General features: G+C 39.7%; 16 protein-coding genes. 15 read left to right on the top strand and 1 reads right to left on the bottom strand.

From position 1 onward, the window contains the following. The first annotated feature begins 1233 nt into the window (after window positions 1-1233). The 15 genes from AAEZ18_RS14890 (at window position 1234) to msrB (ending at window position 17621) form a co-directional block, all read left to right on the top strand. The gene (locus AAEZ18_RS14890; protein ID WP_167376930.1) at window positions 1234-1404 is read left to right on the top strand and encodes a hypothetical protein; all 171 of its coding nucleotides are present in this window, start codon (window positions 1234-1236) and stop codon (window positions 1402-1404) included. Window positions 1405-1605: 201 nt separating this feature from the next. Further along, window positions 1606-2049 (top strand): hypothetical protein, encoded by a 444-nt coding sequence (locus AAEZ18_RS14895; protein ID WP_011327760.1) that lies wholly within the window; start codon window positions 1606-1608, stop codon window positions 2047-2049. Between the two features lie 374 nt (window positions 2050-2423). Beyond that, a complete protein-coding gene (gene speA / locus AAEZ18_RS14900) occupies window positions 2424-4337 on the top strand; it encodes a biosynthetic arginine decarboxylase (RefSeq protein ID WP_011327761.1) in 1914 nt (637 codons plus the stop codon). A gap of 2 nt (window positions 4338-4339) precedes the next feature. Next, window positions 4340-5263 carry an agmatinase gene (speB, locus tag AAEZ18_RS14905; RefSeq protein ID WP_011327762.1) on the top strand — a complete coding sequence of 308 codons (924 nt, stop codon included), beginning with the start codon at window positions 4340-4342 and terminating at the stop codon, window positions 5261-5263. Window positions 5264-5496: 233 nt separating this feature from the next. Beyond that, on the top strand, window positions 5497-5706 hold the full coding sequence (locus AAEZ18_RS14910; protein ID WP_011327763.1) for a DUF1656 domain-containing protein: 210 nt from the start codon (window positions 5497-5499) through the stop codon (window positions 5704-5706). Beyond that, a complete protein-coding gene (locus AAEZ18_RS14915) occupies window positions 5706-6566 on the top strand; it encodes an efflux RND transporter periplasmic adaptor subunit (protein WP_086997979.1) in 861 nt (286 codons plus the stop codon). Before AAEZ18_RS14910 ends, AAEZ18_RS14915 begins: the two co-directional genes overlap by 1 nt. Then, window positions 6566-8617, top strand: a complete 2052-nt coding sequence (locus AAEZ18_RS14920; protein WP_089367979.1) for an FUSC family protein — start codon at window positions 6566-6568, stop codon at window positions 8615-8617. Before AAEZ18_RS14915 ends, AAEZ18_RS14920 begins: the two co-directional genes overlap by 1 nt. 67 nt (window positions 8618-8684) lie before the next feature. Next, window positions 8685-9416, top strand: a complete 732-nt coding sequence (locus AAEZ18_RS14925) for a TrmH family RNA methyltransferase (RefSeq protein WP_089367980.1) — start codon at window positions 8685-8687, stop codon at window positions 9414-9416. A gap of 53 nt (window positions 9417-9469) precedes the next feature. Next, window positions 9470-12883 carry a chromosome segregation SMC family protein gene (locus AAEZ18_RS14930; protein WP_089367981.1) on the top strand — a complete coding sequence of 1138 codons (3414 nt, stop codon included), beginning with the start codon at window positions 9470-9472 and terminating at the stop codon, window positions 12881-12883. A gap of 68 nt (window positions 12884-12951) precedes the next feature. Further along, complete coding sequence (zipA, locus tag AAEZ18_RS14935; protein WP_182676852.1) at window positions 12952-13698, top strand: cell division protein ZipA; 747 nt, start codon at window positions 12952-12954, stop codon at window positions 13696-13698. Between the two features lie 81 nt (window positions 13699-13779). Then, complete coding sequence (gene ligA / locus AAEZ18_RS14940) at window positions 13780-15801, top strand: NAD-dependent DNA ligase LigA (protein ID WP_089368944.1); 2022 nt, start codon at window positions 13780-13782, stop codon at window positions 15799-15801. Next, window positions 15794-16138, top strand: coding sequence for a DUF3392 family protein (locus AAEZ18_RS14945; protein WP_089367983.1), 345 nt, complete (start codon window positions 15794-15796; stop codon window positions 16136-16138). Before ligA ends, AAEZ18_RS14945 begins: the two co-directional genes overlap by 8 nt. Then, a complete protein-coding gene (locus AAEZ18_RS14950; protein WP_011327771.1) occupies window positions 16135-16650 on the top strand; it encodes a DUF2919 domain-containing protein in 516 nt (171 codons plus the stop codon). The genes AAEZ18_RS14945 and AAEZ18_RS14950 overlap by 4 nt, the downstream gene beginning before the upstream one ends. Window positions 16651-16652: 2 nt before the next feature. Further along, complete coding sequence (locus tag AAEZ18_RS14955) at window positions 16653-17093, top strand: hypothetical protein (protein ID WP_011327772.1); 441 nt, start codon at window positions 16653-16655, stop codon at window positions 17091-17093. Window positions 17094-17180: 87 nt separating this feature from the next. Beyond that, on the top strand, window positions 17181-17621 hold the full coding sequence (gene msrB, locus AAEZ18_RS14960; RefSeq protein WP_089367984.1) for a peptide-methionine (R)-S-oxide reductase MsrB: 441 nt from the start codon (window positions 17181-17183) through the stop codon (window positions 17619-17621). A gap of 5 nt (window positions 17622-17626) precedes the next feature. On the opposite strand, the gene AAEZ18_RS14965 is transcribed toward msrB, so the two are convergent. Further along, window positions 17627-19267, bottom strand: a complete 1641-nt coding sequence (locus AAEZ18_RS14965) for a tetratricopeptide repeat-containing response regulator (RefSeq protein ID WP_011327774.1) — start codon at window positions 19265-19267, stop codon at window positions 17627-17629. Between the last annotated feature and the right edge of the window lie 190 nt (window positions 19268-19457).

The raw sequence follows: 19457 nt of genomic DNA on the forward strand, positions 1-19457 counted from the left end.
GTTTTTCTTTTAACGATAAAGCGGGTTTTTTCTTATCATTTTTAGACATATTCACCACCTAAACAATAAATAATAGATTAATTTAAAATGCTTTTTTCACAAACTAAAAACCTAACAACAATCAAGGTAAGTTACCTCCAGACTTTGTCGAAAATAAACGTTAGTTACTTATAAATTATTCGCATTAAAAGTGGAGCGGGGTTAGTTTCCTTCTACCGATAAGCCGGCTGATCCACGTTCGGCTTCATCGTAAATAACCACCGCAGCTCACTTTATTTGCCTAATTAAAGGCATAGCTAATAACATTAAAAGTTAGCGTTACTTAAAGTAACTTAAGCCTTTCTCTTTTTCCTTGGCTTTGCTACTTCTGTTGTATTCGATTCTTGTTTTAACTTACGTTTTTCTTTTAACGATAACTGTGGTTTTTTCATATCATTTTTAGACATATCATCACCTATTAATAAATAACAAATTAATTACTTCTGCTTTTAGTAAACTAAAAATTAAAGAAACAATATCAATCGGCTATTCACCTCCTTTAATAAGATTAAATAATTACTGATCTTCGTTTATATTGCTTAAAACTAAACGAAGAAACTTTATGCTTTTACTGTATTTAATAACCAAATTTGCCACACGCTAAACAATAGCGCATAAATAATATTGATAATAAAAACACAGTAATATTTAAATCTCACTTTAATCTAGGCGATAGAAAGCTTGCCGAGAATGGCCTAAATTAAAAGTTAAATTAAAAATTAATAGTAAATTCTGTGAAACAGATGGACGCAGAGAAGCGTCCGCTTAAGCGGGGAATTTTAGGGCGAAGCTCCCCAAACAAATAATATAATTAAATAAAAAAACATATGTTTTCATAGCTCCAATATAGCAGCTTAAATAATAACTTCAAGCTCTCTTAGATGCTTTAATTAAAGATTAAATTTATGGGTTAAATAACCATTATTTTTAAACTGAAAGCAGTACTCATTTAAGTATTAATTTAGTTAAGGTATTGTTTTAAATTGGTTTATATTCTACGCGTTTGGCTTGTAAGGGGGCGGTAATATTAACCAACACTTTTAAAGAGTATGACGGCCTTGAATGTAATACGTAATTATAGCGGAAAAATATTTTTAGATTATTTAAAAATGATTACGTAGCAATACTTTAAGTTATTTGTTAAAACTATTAAATTATTATCCTAGGTATAAATGTGAGTATAAGGAGTATTTTATGTCGAAAAAAGTAGTAACTTTTGAATACGAAAAAGAAACAAAAAACAGTGTTCGTTACAAAGAAGTCCCAGATGAAGGCGTTGCCCCTATTGTTGGATCTTTGTATGTTCAGAAGTGGTTTGCTGGGAATAGCAAAACGCTTGAAATAACGATAGATAAAAAAGACTAATTAGCGGCATTATTTTTGCGCCATGTGTTTGTTTAGGTAAAAGCGACTAATAAATACTACGTTTTATTTAAGGGCGCATAATATATTTTTAAACTAATAAAGTTGCTTATAGCGTATTATAGTAGCTCATTTATTATTAATATTAGGCTTAAGTAAAAGTACGCTAGCCTCACAAATTTGATTAACAAGGAAGTTGTATAGATGAAGTATTTTGTTTTAATTTCTATTTTAATTCTTAGTGGGTGTACATCAACACCTAAAGTTATATCTAACTCGGATATAACCAGCACTATGAATTTAATTGCCCTCACCGAAGAAGTCGCTCCTGCAGGAATAAAAGGCGTATTTAAGTTATCAATAAAGGCGGCGGGCATTCAAAACAGTGGTATCTATTTAAATACAGAATTGGATTATAGAGATAGAAGAAATGTGAGTGTCGCTATTCACCCTAGAACAGTAAATGCTTTTATAAAAAAGTATGGAACTTCGCCCGATTTATATTTTATTAATAAAACAGTTGAAGTTACGGGCGAGGCTAAACGTATGATAATTGATTTTTACGCTATGGGTAAAAAAACAGGAAAGTACTATTTTCAAACGCATATAAATATAACATCACTCAATCAGATAAAAGTATTGGACTAGGTGAGTTATTAAATAAGCTATAATTTGTCGGGTGGCGCTGCGTTTATCCGACTTTAGCTTGTACCCTGTTTTTATTTTAATATCGCTAATATTGGCTTTTCAAGCCGCAATTTAGCAACTAATTTTACGCTATATATCTGCAATCCTTAATAACAAAAGTTGTAATAAAAGCCGTATATTAAGCGCAATTTAGATTCTTCCTTTATGTTACCTGCCTCTGAGGCGCTATGATCTTTAGCGTTACTTTGTTTCTAATTTTTAACATTAAAATTTACTCGTTACGAGTAAAAATTCTTGTTGGACTTAAACCGCTATTTTTCTTTTAATGCGCGCAATTAGCCAGTTCGGCATTTCTAAATAAAAGAGAAAGATAAATGAAAGAAACAACATCACTAGAACAAGCTCGTACGAGCTACAATGTTCGTCATTGGAGCCAAGGTTTTTTTGGTATTAATGAACAAGGTGATGTATATGTTGCCCCTAAAGCCGATGCGCCAGAGCAAACTATTGCACTGACGGACATTGCTAAGCAACTAGAAGATAAAGGCTTAAGTTTGCCTGCATTAGTACGTTTTCCGCAAATATTACATCATCGTGTGCACAGCTTATGTGCTGCATTTAATACCGCGATTGCAGATTACGGCTACCCTAAAGATTATTTATTAGTTTACCCAATTAAAGTAAACCAACAGCGTGAAGTGGTTGAAGAAATTGTTGCCAGCCAAGCACAACTAGAAAAAAAACAACTAGGTTTAGAAGCAGGTAGCAAACCAGAGTTATTAACCGTACTTGCATTGGCTGAAAAAACCAGTGCGGTGATTGTATGTAACGGTTACAAAGACAAAGAATATGTACGCTTAGCGCTAATAGGCGAAAAGCTAGGCCATAAAGTATACATAGTGCTTGAAAAGCTCTCTGAACTCGACATGGTTCTTAGCCAAGCTAAAGAATTAAATGTAAAGCCACGCATTGGTATTCGCGTGCGCTTGGCATCGCAAGGTAAAGGTAAATGGCAAGCAAGTGGCGGCGAAAAATCAAAATTTGGTTTATCGGCATCACAAGTTTTGCATGTGGTTAATCGTTTGAAAGAATCGGATCAACTTGATTTAGTCCAGTTGGTGCATTTTCACTTAGGTTCGCAAATGGCGAATATTCGTGATGTACGTTTAGGTGTAAGCGAAGCAGCACGTTTTTACTGCGAGTTACGTAAACTAGGTGCAAAAATTGAGTGTCTTGATGTGGGCGGTGGTTTAGCTGTTGACTACGATGGTACTCGTAGCCAGTCACATAACTCAATGAACTATAGCTTAGCTGAATACGCTAACAATATTGTGTACACCATAGGCGACATTTGTAAGCAGTATGAACAGCCGTTTCCAACTATTATTTCGGAGTCGGGGCGGGCATTAACCGCGCACCATGCTGTGCTTATTTCAAATGTGATTGGTACTGAAAGTTATACACCTGAAGAAATTGAAGCACCGGCTGATGATGCCCCGCAGTTACTTAAAAATATGTGGATGTCGTGGCAGCAATTGCATGTATTAACTGATGACCGTGCATTAATTGAGATTTATCACGATAGCCAAGGGGATTTAGCCGAAGCACATAATCAGTTTGCAATGGGGTTACTAAACTTAACCCAGCGTGCGTGGGCTGAGCAAACAAATTTACGCGTGTGTTATGAGCTTAATAAGCACATGGACAACAAAAACCGTTTTCATCGGCCAATAATTGACGAGCTTAATGCACGTTTAGCCGATAAGTTTTTTGTAAATTTCTCGTTGTTTCAATCACTGCCAGATGCGTGGGGAATTGATCAGGTGTTTCCGGTGTTGCCATTAAGTGGCTTAACCGAAGCGCCAAAAAAACGTGCAGTATTACTGGATATTACTTGTGATTCTGACGGTGCACTTAATCATTATGTTGATGGTCAAGGCATTGAAAGTACACTACCAGTACCTGAGTTTAGTGCAGATAAACCATATTTAATGGGGTTTTTCTTGGTGGGTGCTTATCAAGAAATATTAGGTGATATGCATAATTTATTTGGCGATACGCACAGCGCTATGGTGAATATGGATGAGCACGGCGTAGCCAGCATTACCGAAATAAACCAAGGCGATACAGTAGCCGATATGATGCGTTACGTGCATTTAGACGTTGAGAGTTTTCAGCAGTCGTATCAGCAGTTGGTAAGTAGCAAAATTGCAGAACACGAACAGCAAAGCGTTTTAGACGAATTGCAAAATGGCCTTGATGGCTACACTTATTTAGAAGAGCTATAAGTATGTCGACTTTGTTTGATCATCCAGATCACTCATTGTATTCCAATGGGATGACCTTTTTACGTTGTCCTATGGTGCAAAATATTACCGCGATTGACGCTGATGTAGTAGTGCTTGGTTTACCATTTGATATGGCGACCTCGGGCCGCCCAGGTGCACGTTTAGGCCCAGACGCGATTCGTCGTGCATCGGTGCATTTAGCGTGGGAAGGCACTAAGTATCCATGGACGTTTCCATTATTTGAGCATTTAAAAGTGGCCGATGCTGGAGACTTTACTTATCCGGTAGGCGACGCTGAGTATTTTACGGCGCAGCTTGAACAAGCCGCGAGTAAAATATTAAGCCAAGGTAAAACCTTGTTAGGGCTAGGTGGCGATCATTTTGTGACTTTACCATTGCTACGTGCGCATGAAAAACAACATGGCAAAATGGCTTTGGTGCACTTTGATGCCCACACAGATACTTACAGTAATGGCTCACGCTACGACCACGGTACCATGTTTTATCATGCACCAATGGAAGGGTTAATTGATTTAGAGCACAGTATTCAAATTGGTATTCGCACCGACTTTGATCAAAGCAAGCATGGGTTTGCAGTGATTGATGCCATGCAAGCCAACGATTTATCGGCAAACGATATTGCTGCGCAAATAATTGCGCGAGTAGGCGATTTACCGGTTTATTTAACCTTTGATATTGATTGCCTTGATCCTGCGTTTGCACCTGGTACAGGCACTCCCGTGTGTGGTGGTTTAACATCAGACAAAGTGCTTAAAATATTACGTGCTTTAAAAGGCATTAATATGGTAGGTATGGATGTAGTAGAAGTATCGCCAGCGTATGATCAAAGTGAAGTAACCGCCATTGCTGCAGCAACCATTGCGCATGAGCTTTTGCACTTATGGGCATATAAAAATAAGTATTAAACTAAAGAAAATACTAATGAATAGGGCACCCTTAAAGCGTGCCCTATTTTTTTGCGTCCCATAAAAGTAGTATAATTTTTTAGTCGTGTTTATTTAATACCGTTATGCAGTAATTTGGTGTTATTTAACCTGAATTTAGGTTATTTACATATCATTCTATTATAAGCTCGTCAGGCTCAGTCTATACTGAGCTTAATTATCCACTTATAAAAACTAAAATAGGATACCTTTTTATGCTTCAGGCTGTTGTTTTAGGAGGGCTAGAATTTAGTCCTTTGGTTGTTTATTTTCCCATAGCATTTTTATTAACAGCGCTGAGTCGTTTTATTTTGCACCGTTTAGATTGGCACGATCGCATTTGGCGGGTTGCCTGGTTTGAGGTGTCTTTATTTGTATGTTACTTAGCATTAACCGTATATTTATTAAGTGGAAGAATAATTTAATGGCCAAATATTTACGTATTTTAGTTACAGTACTGGTTATTTTTATGGCCGTATTTGCAGGGCGTTGGGTATGGAATGATTACATGCATACACCATGGACCCGCGATGGCCGCATTAGAGCCAATATAGTTACGGTAGCGCCAGATGTGTCTGGTTGGGTAACTCATTTAAACATGATTGACGGGCAAAGTGTAAAGCAAGGGGATCTGCTTTTTAGTGTTGATGCTAAGCGTTATCAGGCAGCGCTAGAGCGCAGTAAAGCCAGTACCGAAAATGCATTATATACCTGGGAGCTTGCTAAGCATAAATACGAGCGTCGAATAGCATTAAACAGCCAACAAGCAATTAGTGAAGAAAGTTTAGAAGCAACGCGAATTAATACAAAAATAGCAAAAGCAAACTATGAACTCGCTAAAACAGAACAAGCAGTAGCGCAGTTAAACCTTGATAGAACCCAAGTTGTTGCACCTGTGTCGGGTTACATAATTAACTTAGATTTACGCCAAGGCAATTATGTTGCTCAAGGCGTGTCGGTATTTGCCATTGTACAAGCAGACTCTTTTTATGTAACCGGCTACTTTGAAGAAACCAAAATCCCTCTTATTCATTTAAAGCAACACGCAAATGTAGCTTTGTTAAGTGGTGGTAAACCTTTAACTGGTCAGGTAATGAGTATAGGTAAAGCAATTGCTAATACTAATACGCAAAGTAATGGCCAGCGTTTACCACAAGTTCAGCAAACCTTTAACTGGGTACGCTTATCGCAGCGCATTCCGGTGGATATTAAATTAGACGCGTTTCCTGCAGATACTCAGCTTAGTGCCGGAATGACCGCAACTATTCGACTTGTTGAGCGCTAATGGAGGCTGTGCTGCGTAACCTGTTTTTACCTAAAAAGCAGGCTGTTATTTTTGCACTAAAAGGCGTAATTGCTATGGCAATGGCGCTTACAGTTGCTTTGTTTCTTAATTTAGATCGCCCTTACTGGGCTTTAGTTTCAGCGGTGTTTTTACAAATACGCCCAGAGAGTGGCTTAGTGGCCGAAAAAGCTCTGTGCCAAATAGTAGGCACTGTTATAGGCGGCTTGTTTGGCATATTACTATTAACGCAGCTCATATCTTACCCTTACTTAGCACTGGGCATACTGGGGTTGTGGCTGGGTATTAACTCAACGTTATCGGCTTTGGTTAGGCAAACAAATTTTATTTATGGGTTTGCTATGGCGGCGGTTACCGCCGAAATTATAGTGTTACTGGTAATAGCAAGCCCTACCACCGTAAGTAGCCAAGCTGTATTTAGTATTGCCCAATCGCGTATGAGCGAAATTATAATTGGCTCAATTTGCGCCGGCATTGTGAGCCATTTATTTTGGCCAGTAAAAGTGAAAAATGGGCTGCAAATTCAGGCAAAGTCATTAATAAACCAAACCCTTAATTACCTAGTTACTGAGCTAAACATACAAGGCTCGCACGAAGAACGACACCAGCAAATAGATGGCATTTTGGCAACCTTAGGCGCAGTTAACGAAGATTCTAGCGCGGTGCGTTACGAAGGCCCTAAAGGTCCTGGGCGCGCTCGTGCAGCAAATCAACTGTCGCAAAAAGTATTATCTTTACTGGCGTTAATTCAAATATTTGGCCGTTTACAACGTAGCCATACAAAATTGATGAGCCCGCTACTGACTCAATTATTTACTCAGCTCAAACAGGTTTTAGCAAATATAGCGCAAGCAAACAGTGTTGATGATTGCATAGAACAAGTAAAAAACTTGCGCCGAGAGTTAACCGAATATCGTGCGAATAACAGCAGTGAGCTGCCCTTTGAATCGCATATGCTCAATGTTAGTGTTGATATAACCACAGAGTTAACAGTGTTGCTGCGTGCTTATCGCGCCCTTGAAGAGCGCGATACAAGGCTGCTAAATGCACCTAGCACAGTAACTTACCGTGATCCGTTAGCGGCAATAATTGTTGGGTTTCGCACCGTTATGGTGTTTTTTATTGGCGCGTGTATTTGGGTAAGCACAGGATCGCCGGCAGCAATAATGATTATGATTTTACCGGTGATATTTTCAATTATGTTAGCGCGTTTTCCACTCATTGTTTTGCGTGTGGTGTTAAAGCGGATAATGATTGGAGTTGTGGTTGCTAGTTTTGTCAGTATTTTTTATGCACTTAACTTATTAGCCTACAGTGGTGGGCAATTAGAAATACTCATATTGGTATTAGCTGGCCCTTACTTTATTGGTTTATTACTACTTGCCGATAGAGAAACCCTGCCTTACGGATTAGGCTTTTGTATACCGTTTTCTATTTTGGTGAGCCCAAGTACCGATATGAGCCGAGCATTTTCAATTGATTATACGCTGAGTGCGGCAATGGCTATTTTTACTGGGGTAGCTATTTTATTTTGGGTTTTTCATTTAATTACAGGGCCAAGCGCCCAGTTATTAGTGCATAGAATTTTTAAAGCAACCCATCAAGACCTGCTCGATATTAATAAACACAGTGCGCCTATTGTTTGGTATAACCAGCGGATGGCCGACCGATTATTACGACTCACTCATTACGACCAAGGTTCGCAGTCTCGCGCTATTACTGACTTGGCATTAACCGCATTAAATTTAGGCCACGCAGCAGTGCGATTACGCTCTGTGTGCGAAAACGTAGCAGGTAAAGATCTAAAATATTTTGCACTGTGGCAGCATGCTCTTGCCGATGCATTTTTGCTGGCAAGTAAAGGTCAAGTTGATCAGCGGTTTAAACATGCATGCGACGCGTTATATCAAGAGTTAGTGTGTATATTAGGAGAGTCGCAGCAGGTTGAGGCAATACAAGGAATGTTTATGCGGATTAACTTAACCTTTGAGCGCAGCGCCAATAGTATTAAGACCCCAAACTCACTACTTTAGCTATTTTTCGAGTTCAGAAGTCGGTATGAGATCTGCTATACTGTGCGCATCATTTTATGGGGCTGTTATGATTTCAAAAAACCAACTCAAACTTATTCGCCAACTTGGCCAAAAAAAGTACCGCAAGCAATTTAATCAATACCTTGTACAAGGTGAAAAAAACGTACTTGAGTTATTAAACAGCCCATTAAAGGCGGTTGATATATTTGCTACCGAGGCATTTATAAATACCTATCAAGCACAGTATCTGGGTATTAATTTTATTTGCGCTGAGGAAGAGCTGCTAACAAAAGCAAGTACGCTGGTTAGTAACAATGCCGCCATTGCTATTGTAAATATGCCACAAGCAGCACAACTACAAACCAGTGGCTTAATATTAGCACTTGATGGTGTATCTGATCCGGGCAATTTAGGCACTATTATTAGAGTTGCTGATTGGTACGGTATTAAACATATTGTAACCAGTACAGATAGCGCCGATGCATACAACCCTAAAACAATTAGTGCCACTATGGGCTCGTTTGTAAGAGTGTCGGTAAGCCAAGTCGATTTGCCTGCGTATTTAGCCACATTAAAATTACCAATTTATGGTGCCTTTTTAGACGGGGAAAATGTGCACAACACTCAATTTACAGGTTCAGGCGTGTTATTAATGGGCAGTGAGTCGCACGGTATACGCGAAGCGTGTGCCAAATTAGTAACTGATAAAATAACCATACCGGCTTTTGGTCAGGCTGAGTCGCTGAACGTGGCTATGGCAACCGGTATTATTTTAGATAATTTTAAACGCCAAGCTTAAAACTAAAGCAAGGTTAATGTTTATAACCAATAATATTCGGTAATAACAAAAAGATGCGCTTAAGCACTATAAAATTGGCAGGCTTTAAATCGTTTGTAGAGCCAACTAAAATTCCATTTCCTGATCAAATGACCTGTGTTGTAGGCCCTAATGGCTGCGGCAAGTCTAATGTTATTGATGCAGTGCGCTGGGTGCTTGGCGAAAGCTCGGCTAAAAATTTACGTGGCGACGCCATGGCCGATGTCATTTTTAATGGCTCAACTAATCGTAAAGCTATTTCGCAGGCCTCGGTAGAGCTTACTTTTGATAACGACAAAGGCGACTTTCCTAATACCTTTGCCGATCGTAATCAAATTGCAATAAAGCGTTTAGTTACTCGCGATGGTCAGTCGTTGTATTTTTTAAATGGCAGTAAATGCCGCAAACGCGATATTACTGATATATTTTTGGGCACAGGCCTTGGCCCACGTAGTTACGCCATTATTGAGCAAGGCATGATCTCGCGCTTAATAGAGAGCAAACCGCAAGAACTTAGGGTGTTTTTAGAAGAAGCCGCAGGAGTATCTAAATACAAAGAGCGCCGCCGCGAAACGCAAACTCGAATAAAAAGCACCCGTGAAAACTTAGAGCGCTTACTCGATGTACGCAAAGAGTTACAAAGTCAACTTACTAAGTTAGCGGTGCAGTCGGTTGATGCTAAAAAATACCGCGAGTTAAAAGCGCAAGAGCGAACGTTAAAAGGGCAAATTGCCGTTTTAAAATGGCAAAAACTACACCAACAACAACTCGAAAAAAGCCAACAAATAAATAAATTAAATGAGCAAGTTACGTTTTTTAAAACGGCTCATTCTGGTCACGACGACGTACTTGCAAGCTTAGAAACCCAAGTACAAGCCTCGCAAGAAAGCGTAAGTGATGCGCAACAGCAACAACATGTAATACACACTGAGCTTACGCGATCTGAGCAACAACAAATAAGCATAAAGCAACAAATTCAAACGCTTAAACAAAATCAGATTAAACTACAGCAGCGCCAAACGCATAGTTTAGAGCTTAAAACGCAGCAGCAAACAGTGTGCGAACAACTAGAACACGCTTTGCAGCAGGCAATAGAAAACAACTTAATGCGCAACGAGCAAGTAAGTGAGTTAAGCCAAGAGCTTGAGAGTGCTTTAGAGCTAAAGCAGCAACACACTGAGGATTGGCAATCGCTTAGCGAGCAACTGCAGCAACTTAATAATAAGTTGCAGATGCAAGCAAATAATATTGAGCAAACTCAGCAGCAAAGCAAACACGTTAATGAACAAAGTGAGCAGTTAAATAAGCAAATTACACACCTAAAAAGTAGCGATGTTGAACAGCAGTTAGCTTCTCAAAAACAACAAAGGCAAGTGCTTACTCAAGAGTTAGCAACTAAGCAAACGGCGCACAGTAAAGGCCAAATGCTGCTTTTAGAGCAAAGTTCGCAGTTAAACAATGCCGAGCAGCAATATCAGCAACTTAGCCAGCAAGCTAACGAGCTAAAAGCCAGTATCGCAGGACTAAGCAGTACATTAGGGCTAGATAATGAGAGCGAGCACCACAACACCTTATTTAACCAATTAAAGGTTAAAGACGGGTTTGAGCACTGTATTGAACAAGCACTTAAATCGCTTGAGCATTTAAATGTAAGTGAGCAGTCGGCAAATAATAGTGTGTGGCATATCGCATCAACAAAAAGCAATCAGGCAAATGTAAAAAATAGCTTAGCGGCATTTATAACTCAGGGGGTTTACCCTGAAGTATTGAGCCGTATTGCTTATAGTAAAAGCGGCGAACTTAAAGCATTAGAGGATAATTTTTATATTGCCGTAATGGATGAAACCGCCGCTTTGCATGGTCGGAACTGGCATATAAGCTCAGATCGAAATGCTGAAAACTCATTACTGGTAAAGCACAAGCAATTGCAGCTTAAAACAGCGCAGCTAAAAAATGTAGAGGGTGAGTTACAACTCGCAGCCCAAGTGCTTGAGCAGCAAAAAGCACTGCAAAGTGAGCTTAGTACGCAGCAAAGTGAACTTAAAGAAACCATACATCAGCTGGCTCAAAATATTGCCGTAGCGAGTACGCGCAACGATATGTTAAAAGAGCAAGTAGCGCAGTACCAGCAGCAATTGCAACAGTACCAAACGCAACAACAGCAATTGGTTATACAGTTAGCACAAATAAAAGGGGTGCTTAAAGATCAAACAGTGCAGTTTGAAACACTTAAGCAGCAACAGTTAAGTTTAAGCAGTGATCTTGCTACTGCAAATAACAAGCGCACCCACAGTGATACAAATTATAGCCAAGTATTAGCTAGGCTTGAGCAATATAAAACGCAAGCCCATCAAGCAACGCTTGCAGAGCAACAGTCACGTAGCGAGTGGCAATTAAGCCAAGCTAAACTAAGCCATGCAGAGCAAGCGCATTTAAGTGCAGAGCAGGGTGCAAAAGAATTACACGATCAATTAACCCAGCTGCTAATACCCGAGCAAGAACTACTTGAAAAAATAGCCCAGTTACTTAAACAGCATGCGCAAGGCGAGAAAAACTTAAACACATTACAAAATAAATTAAACCAAGCAAAAGAGAGCTTAAGCACGAAGCAAGCGAGTCTTAAAAGTTCACAAGGTGAGCTGGTGGCGCTACAAGAGCAGCATCAAAAATTAAGCATAGAAGAGCAAAGTTTATTAATAAAAGCACAGTTGGCGCTTGAACCGCTAGAAGAGTTAAAGCAAAACCTAAAGCAGGTGCTTGATGAGTTACCAGAAACACTCATTATAAGCACAGCACAAAATAAACTCGCAGATATTGTTAATCAGTTGGAGCGCTTAGGTGCGGTAAATTTAGCCGCTATTGATGAGTTTGATCAAGCCAAAGCGCGCAGCGAATATCTTGATAATCAATTAGATGACTTAACAAAAGCGCTGAGTACCCTAGAAGGGGCTATTCGTAAAATTGATATAGAAACCAAAACTCGCTTTAAAGCGACCTTTGATCAAGTTAACCAAGACTTTGCAAAGCTATTTCCAAAGGTTTTTGGTGGTGGAAGTGCTTATTTAGAATTAACCAGTGACGATTTACTCGAAAGTGGTGTTAGTATAATGGCACGACCACCAGGTAAAAAAAATTCAACAATTCATTTGTTAAGTGGTGGAGAAAAAGCGCTGAGCGCATTATCATTAGTGTTTTCTATATTCAGGCTCAATCCAGCTCCATTCTGTATGCTGGATGAAGTAGATGCACCGCTAGATGATGCCAACGTGGTACGTTTTTGCCGTTTGGTTGAAGAAATGTCACAATCGGTGCAGTTTATTTATATTAGTCATAATAAAATTGCGATGGAAATGGCTGGTAGATTAACAGGTGTTACCATGGCTGAGCCAGGTGTATCGCGCGTAGTGGCTGTAGATATTGAACAAGCTGTGCAACTTGCACAGGCATAGTTAAATTAAACGTATTAGGTTTTAACTAATACACAGGTTTAGGCATATAAAATAAAAAAGGTGAGGGGATGGCCGAAGAATTAAGATGGGTTTTAATCGTGATCAGTGTATTTGTCATAGGTGGCTTATTAGTACACGGTTTATGGTCAGTGCGAAAAAAAGACAACCCAGAAATACCTGCTAACGAGCGGGTCGAACCACAACACACAGCTCACTCTCATTCGCCAAGTGCAGAGCCCGCACAGAGCGTTGCCTTTGAGCAAGAAGAACCACAATTTGGTGAACTAAATTTTGATGCCAACGAGCCGCAAACAGATACTAGCGTGCCAGAAGTGCCAATTGAAGATGACCTTAGTGTAATTGAGGCAGAGCATGACCTTGAGCCAAGCGAAGAGCCTGCAGAGGTTTCAGACTTTGTGATTGTGCATATTCAAATGCCAGATGGAATGAGCATGCAAGGCAGTAAATTATTGCCCGCGGTAAACACCTTAGGGTTTAAATACTCAGAGGAAGGCTTTTTTAATCGTCATTTAGATCCAGCAGGCCAAGGCCCGGTATTATTTAGACTAGTAAATATGTATAACCCAGGTACCTTCGATATTGATAATATGGAACAATTTAGTACCGCAGGCGTTAGCTTATTTATGACCTTACCGTGTGAAGGTGATGGCTTAGCAGCATTTAATATGCTGCACAGTGCAGCTAAAAAGCTTAGCGACGAATTTGGTGCGCAAATTTTAGATGCGCAGCGTGAAGAAATGACCGTAGATCGCGTTCGTCAATATGTTGAACAGGTACGTGCATTTTCTGCGTAATTAACGCAATAGGTTAAATTTTTATAAGCCACTGGGCGTTGACTCGTCAAAGTGGCTTTTTTTATGTTTTTTGAGGTCAAAATGGCAAGCAGCATTAGTGAGCAAATAAACCATCTTCGTAGTACGCTTGAACAGCACAGTTACAATTATTATGTACTTGATACCCCCAGTATTCCTGATGCTGAATACGACCGTTTATTACAACAACTCAGCGCACTAGAAACTCAGCACCCAGAATTAATAACTGCCGACTCACCAACCCAAAAAGTGGGCGGTGCTGCGCTAAGTAAATTTGAGCAAGTAGCGCACCAAGTGCCTATGTTATCGCTTGATAACGCCTTTAGCGAAGATGAGTTTATTGCCTTTAATCGCCGTATAAAAGAGCGTTTAATGAGTACCGAAGAGCTTACTTTTTGTTGTGAGCCAAAACTAGATGGCTTAGCTGTGTCGATTATTTATCGTGATGGCGTACTAGTGCAAGCCGCGACCCGAGGTGATGGGTTGACGGGAGAAAATGTAACTCAAAACGTTAAAACAATTCGTAATGTGCCACTTAAATTACGAGGTAGCGATTATCCTGCTGAACTAGAAGTGCGCGGCGAAGTGTTTATGGATAATGCAGGCTTTGAAAAGTTTAACATTGAAGCTGAAAAACGTGGTGAAAAAGTATTTGTAAACCCACGCAACGCCGCCGCAGGTAGCCTGCGCCAGCTTGACTCTAAAATTACGGCTAAACGCCCACTGATGTTTTATGCCTACAGCACAGGTCTTGTAGCCGACGGTAGCATTGCAGAGGATCATTATCAGCAATTAGAAAAATTGACTGATTGGGGGTTACCACTTTGCCCTGAAACAAAATTAGTAGAAGGCCCACAAGCTGCACTGGCTTATTATACTGATATTTTAACGCGCCGTGGCGAGCTTAAATATGAAATAGATGGCGTGGTAATAAAAATAAATCAAAAAGCCTTACAAGAGCGTTTAGGCTTTGTAGCACGCGCTCCGCGTTGGGCTATTGCCTATAAGTTTCCGGCCCAAGAAGAAATAACCAAATTACTCGATGTAGAGTTTCAGGTGGGGCGTACGGGAGCAATTACACCCGTTGCACGCTTAGAGCCGGTATTTGTTGGTGGTGTTACTGTATCAAACGCTACCTTGCACAATGGCGATGAAATAGCGCGCTTAGGCGTAAAAGTGGGCGACACGGTAATTATTCGCCGTGCAGGGGACGTAATTCCACAAATAACGCAAGTAGTACTTGAGCGCCGCCCTGATGATGCCCGCGATATTGAGTTTCCGGTAACTTGCCCAATTTGTGACTCCCATGTAGAAAAAGTAGAAGGTGAAGCCGTAGCGCGTTGTACTGGTGGTTTAGTGTGCCCGGCGCAACGTAAACAAGCGATTAAACACTTTGCATCGCGCAAAGCACTCGATATTGACGGCCTTGGCGATAAAATTGTTGATCAACTCGTCGACAGAGAGCTGATTAAAACCCCTGCAGATTTGTTTATTTTAAAGCAAGGACATTTTGAATCGCTTGAGCGTATGGGGCCAAAGTCGGCTAAAAATTTGGTTACTGCGCTTCAAGACGCTAAAGCGACAACGTTGGCTAAGTTTTTATACTCATTGGGTATTCGTGAAGCGGGTGAGGCAACCACACAAAATATAGCTAATCATTTCTTAACCCTTGAAAACGTAATAAATGCCAGCATTGATAGTTTAACTCAAGTAAGTGATGTGGGCGAAATAGTAGCAACCCATGTACGTAGCTTTTTTTCCGAACAGCATAATTTAGATGTTGTAAATGCGCTGGTAGAACAGGGTATTAATTGGCCTGAACTTACTCCACCTTCAGCGCAAGAGCAGCCATTAGCTGGCCTTGTTTATGTGCTTACCGGTACCTTAAACACATTAAACCGTAATGACGCCAAAGCACGTTTGCAGCAGTTAGGTGCTAAAGTGTCGGGTAGTGTGTCGGCTAAAACCGATGCGTTAGTAGCAGGCGAAAAGGCCGGCTCTAAACTAACTAAGGCACAAGACTTAGGTATAGATGTACTGACAGAAGAAGATTTAATTAATTTATTAGAGCAACATAATGGCTGATTTATTAAATATATTAAATTCACTTTTAATTAACGTAGGGCAGTGGCTGCATAGTTATTTATATCATTTATCTATGCTGATAATGGTGTGCTTAGTGTCTTTATACGCAGGCGATATTATAAAGCTAACCAAAGGGCTGGTTGCACGTCGTCATTTTATAGTAAGAGTGCTGTGCTTTGTATTGATCACCGCCTTTGGATTTGGTTTTGTGGTTGTGTGGCTTAGCCCGCTACTGATTAAGGCGTTATTGTTTTTTGGCACTAAGTGGTTAGGTGTTACCTTGTTAGCAGCATTTTTTATATTGGGCACTATTGCCGATAGGAAAAATCAATTATGAGCCGCTATGGCCCAGAGTACTGGGATAAGTACGGCAGTTACCGTACACCCATCGCCTTTCATTTAAGTGTGCTGGTATTGTTACGAGCTTACTTTATTTGGATAGTGGCAGGGTTAAGCCGACGCCCAGAATTGGATTTGATGTCGATATTTTTTAAATCTAAAAACGATTTTTTTATTGCTATTGCCATTGGCGCTATAGCCATAGTACCAATTATTTTATTTTGTTTGCGTCGACCCCGCGAGTCTCATAAAAGTAGTGAACGCTTAGCTAAGATTTGGCGTTATATGCGCTGGCCTCTTATTTTGTGTGCGGTAATAGACTTAACTTGGTTAAGTATTCAAGCGGCTCATAGCTATTATCATTTTTCGTTATTTTTAGCGATTCAAATGGTGGTTGTATTATGGGTGCTGTGGTACTTAGCTAAAAGTCGTTATTTAACAGTGTTTTTTAATGATTGGCCTGAGCCTACCGAAAAAGCCGCAGCAGAAAAACGCCTTAATAAGGATTAAAAGTGGACGCTATAAATAAAAAAATAGCGGTGGTGGTGCTGTTTATAGGTGTGGCGCTTAGTGTGCTAATGCTAACTACAAAGCTTACAGAGCAGCCTTGGTTTATATTTTTATTTGTCTTATGGGTATTTGTTTTTTGCTCTTGTTGTTACCGATTAACCCCACTGTTTAAAACACGAAACCAAGTTAATGATTTTATTAAGCGCGATGCAAAACATTTAGTATTGTTTAGCTTAGCGGGATTTTTTGATAAAAAATCTGGCCCGCAGTGGTTAGCAATTAAAAATATTAAGCACCTTTCAACCCGCAATAATGAACTGCTAGTACACAGCTACCAGCAAACGCAATTTAGTATTAGTTTACCTGCGTCAAAAGTAGAGCTAGATGCTTTTTTACAGCAGATACTGACTAATTCAGAAAGACGAAGTATTACATTTGATTAAGTTGATCTTAAGCAAATGTAATAACGTAATAATTAACCAATAGAGCTAAATACGATTATAGCTAAGCAAGCATTTAAAGAGGCTGTTATGTTGAAGTGGAATGATGTTATTAATTTTGCCAATAATGGCAATCCAACGCCGCCGAAAAAGGTTATTAAAACCGACGCTCAGTGGCAAGAGTTATTATCTGAAGATGCCTATTACGTTACTCGTAAAAAAGGCACTGAGCGACCGCACAGCTCCGGTAGCTGCACATTGTTAGAGCCAGGCAAGTATATATGTATATGTTGCGATAACTTATTGTTTGACGCAGATGAAAAGTTTGATAGCGGTACGGGTTGGCCTTCGTTTACAAAACCCGCAACAATAGAAGCTATTGCCTATATTAGTGATAACACTCATGGGATGCAGCGTATTGAAGCAGTATGTAATGTGTGCGATGCGCACTTAGGTCATGTGTTTCCTGATGGCCCATTACCGACTGGCCTGCGATACTGCGTTAATGCCGCGTCAATGAAAAAGCTTTAACGCGTTTAGTCGGCTTGAATATCTAGCTGCATATCTTTTGCTTTATGCAAAATTTTATTTAAACGCTGCGCCTGATCTGCAGGTAGTTTAGCTTTGCTCAGTAAGGCGTAGCATTTTTTAGCAAGCCCCATATTAAACGAATCCCCCCCTTGTTGCTTGGTCGAATCAAACAAGCACTGTAATAAGTTAAGTGCGATACTCTGATTACGAGGCATCACCCTAAATGCTTGAGTAAACGCTTCTAGTGCCGTATTTAATTGCCCTCTATTAAATTGATTCACAGCATGGTTGTTTAACTCTTTAGGCCCCATTTTAATATCACGACGCTCGCTTTGTTGTTGTTGAATATAACGTAAATAGGTTGTGTCGCTTACACTTGGATGACGCTGGCAATGCGTAATTATTTGGGCAAATAAATTTTGGGCTTTTTGATGAAAGCCAAGTTCGTGAAATGCTTTTGCTTTATCGAGTGCGCCGTCTACAGAGCGAATTTGTGTATCATCTTCATCAAGCTGCTCTATTAGTCGCTTAGCTTTTTGGTGTTCATCTTTTAAGTAGTGTAGGCGTGCGTTTAATACATCGATTTGCGCCTGGTTTACATTATTAGGAAACTGCTTTTTTAAATCATTAATATATTGATTAGTTTGGCGAGAAATTCGTTGTATTTGATCCGTTTGATCTGTGGTTAGCGCAAAGTCGATACCGGCACGCGCCGCATTTAAATAAATATCTGGGCTATCGTGAATTGAGTATTTTGCATAGCTTGCAATATCTTTTTGGGTTAAATAGCTCTTTTCATAATCGTGATTAATTAACGATACATTACTCAAAGACTTTTGACGCATAATATTAAGAGGAGCAATATCCGCAGCCTGACTTAAAAACTCTTGTGCGAGCTCAAATTGATTAAGTTTTATTTCTAAACGACCTAATAAATCAAGCGCGATTAAACGAGTTTCGTTGCGCTCTAACATGGTTTTAAGCATGCGTTGGGCTAAAATATGTTCATTATTTTCTATCAGTGCTTCTACTAAACCTACTTTAGCCCATGCAAATTTTTGGATATCGAGTACCGACTTAAAAAAGTCTTTGGCCTCTTGGTTACGATTAAGGCGTAGTAGGGCATCACCTTTTAATCGCAGTAAAATAGGGCTGTAGTTGTTGTTTTTATTTAATGCTGCACTTATGTACTTAAGTGCTTTGGAATCATTACCGTCATCAATAAAGTTGTAAACTGTTTGTAAATCACGTTTACGTTTTAAAATACGCTCTATACGTATTTTAAGCTCTTGTGCTGTAAATGGTTTAACCAAAAAATCATCGGGTTGTAATTCAAGAACACTATGTACAAGCGAGCCACTTGTTTCTGCAGAAATAAAAATAAACCCAGTGGAGCTTTTAATTAACTGCTTTATTCGCAATTCCTCATAAAGCTGATAACCATCTTGATGCTTATTTAGATTGAATGAGCATACAATTAAATCAAATTGCTCGTTTATACACTGCTCTTTTGCCGAGTTAGCATGATCTGCAAATCGTAACTGTCCAAAGCCAAGCTTTTCTAGCGATTGTTTCATATAGCTTTGGGCGAGCGGTTGCTCCTCCACTATAAGTATTTTGGCTGTTGAATAGATCTTTGTTGGCATTTGGCTTAACAGTGATTACGTGTAACACAGACTATAATCAACAGTTTAGCTGCTTACAAGGGAATTTAGGTTATTACTCAACTTTATTAAGTACTTAATATGCATTCATAGGCTTATATGTGGTGGGTAATACTTAGCTTGATACCAGCGACCCTCGCCATTCGTTATAAAGGGCGGCGATGCTCTTTTT

Source organism: Pseudoalteromonas sp. 19-MNA-CIBAN-0066 (assembly GCF_040308705.1).
Classification (GTDB): Bacteria; Pseudomonadota; Gammaproteobacteria; order Enterobacterales; family Alteromonadaceae; genus Pseudoalteromonas; species Pseudoalteromonas nigrifaciens.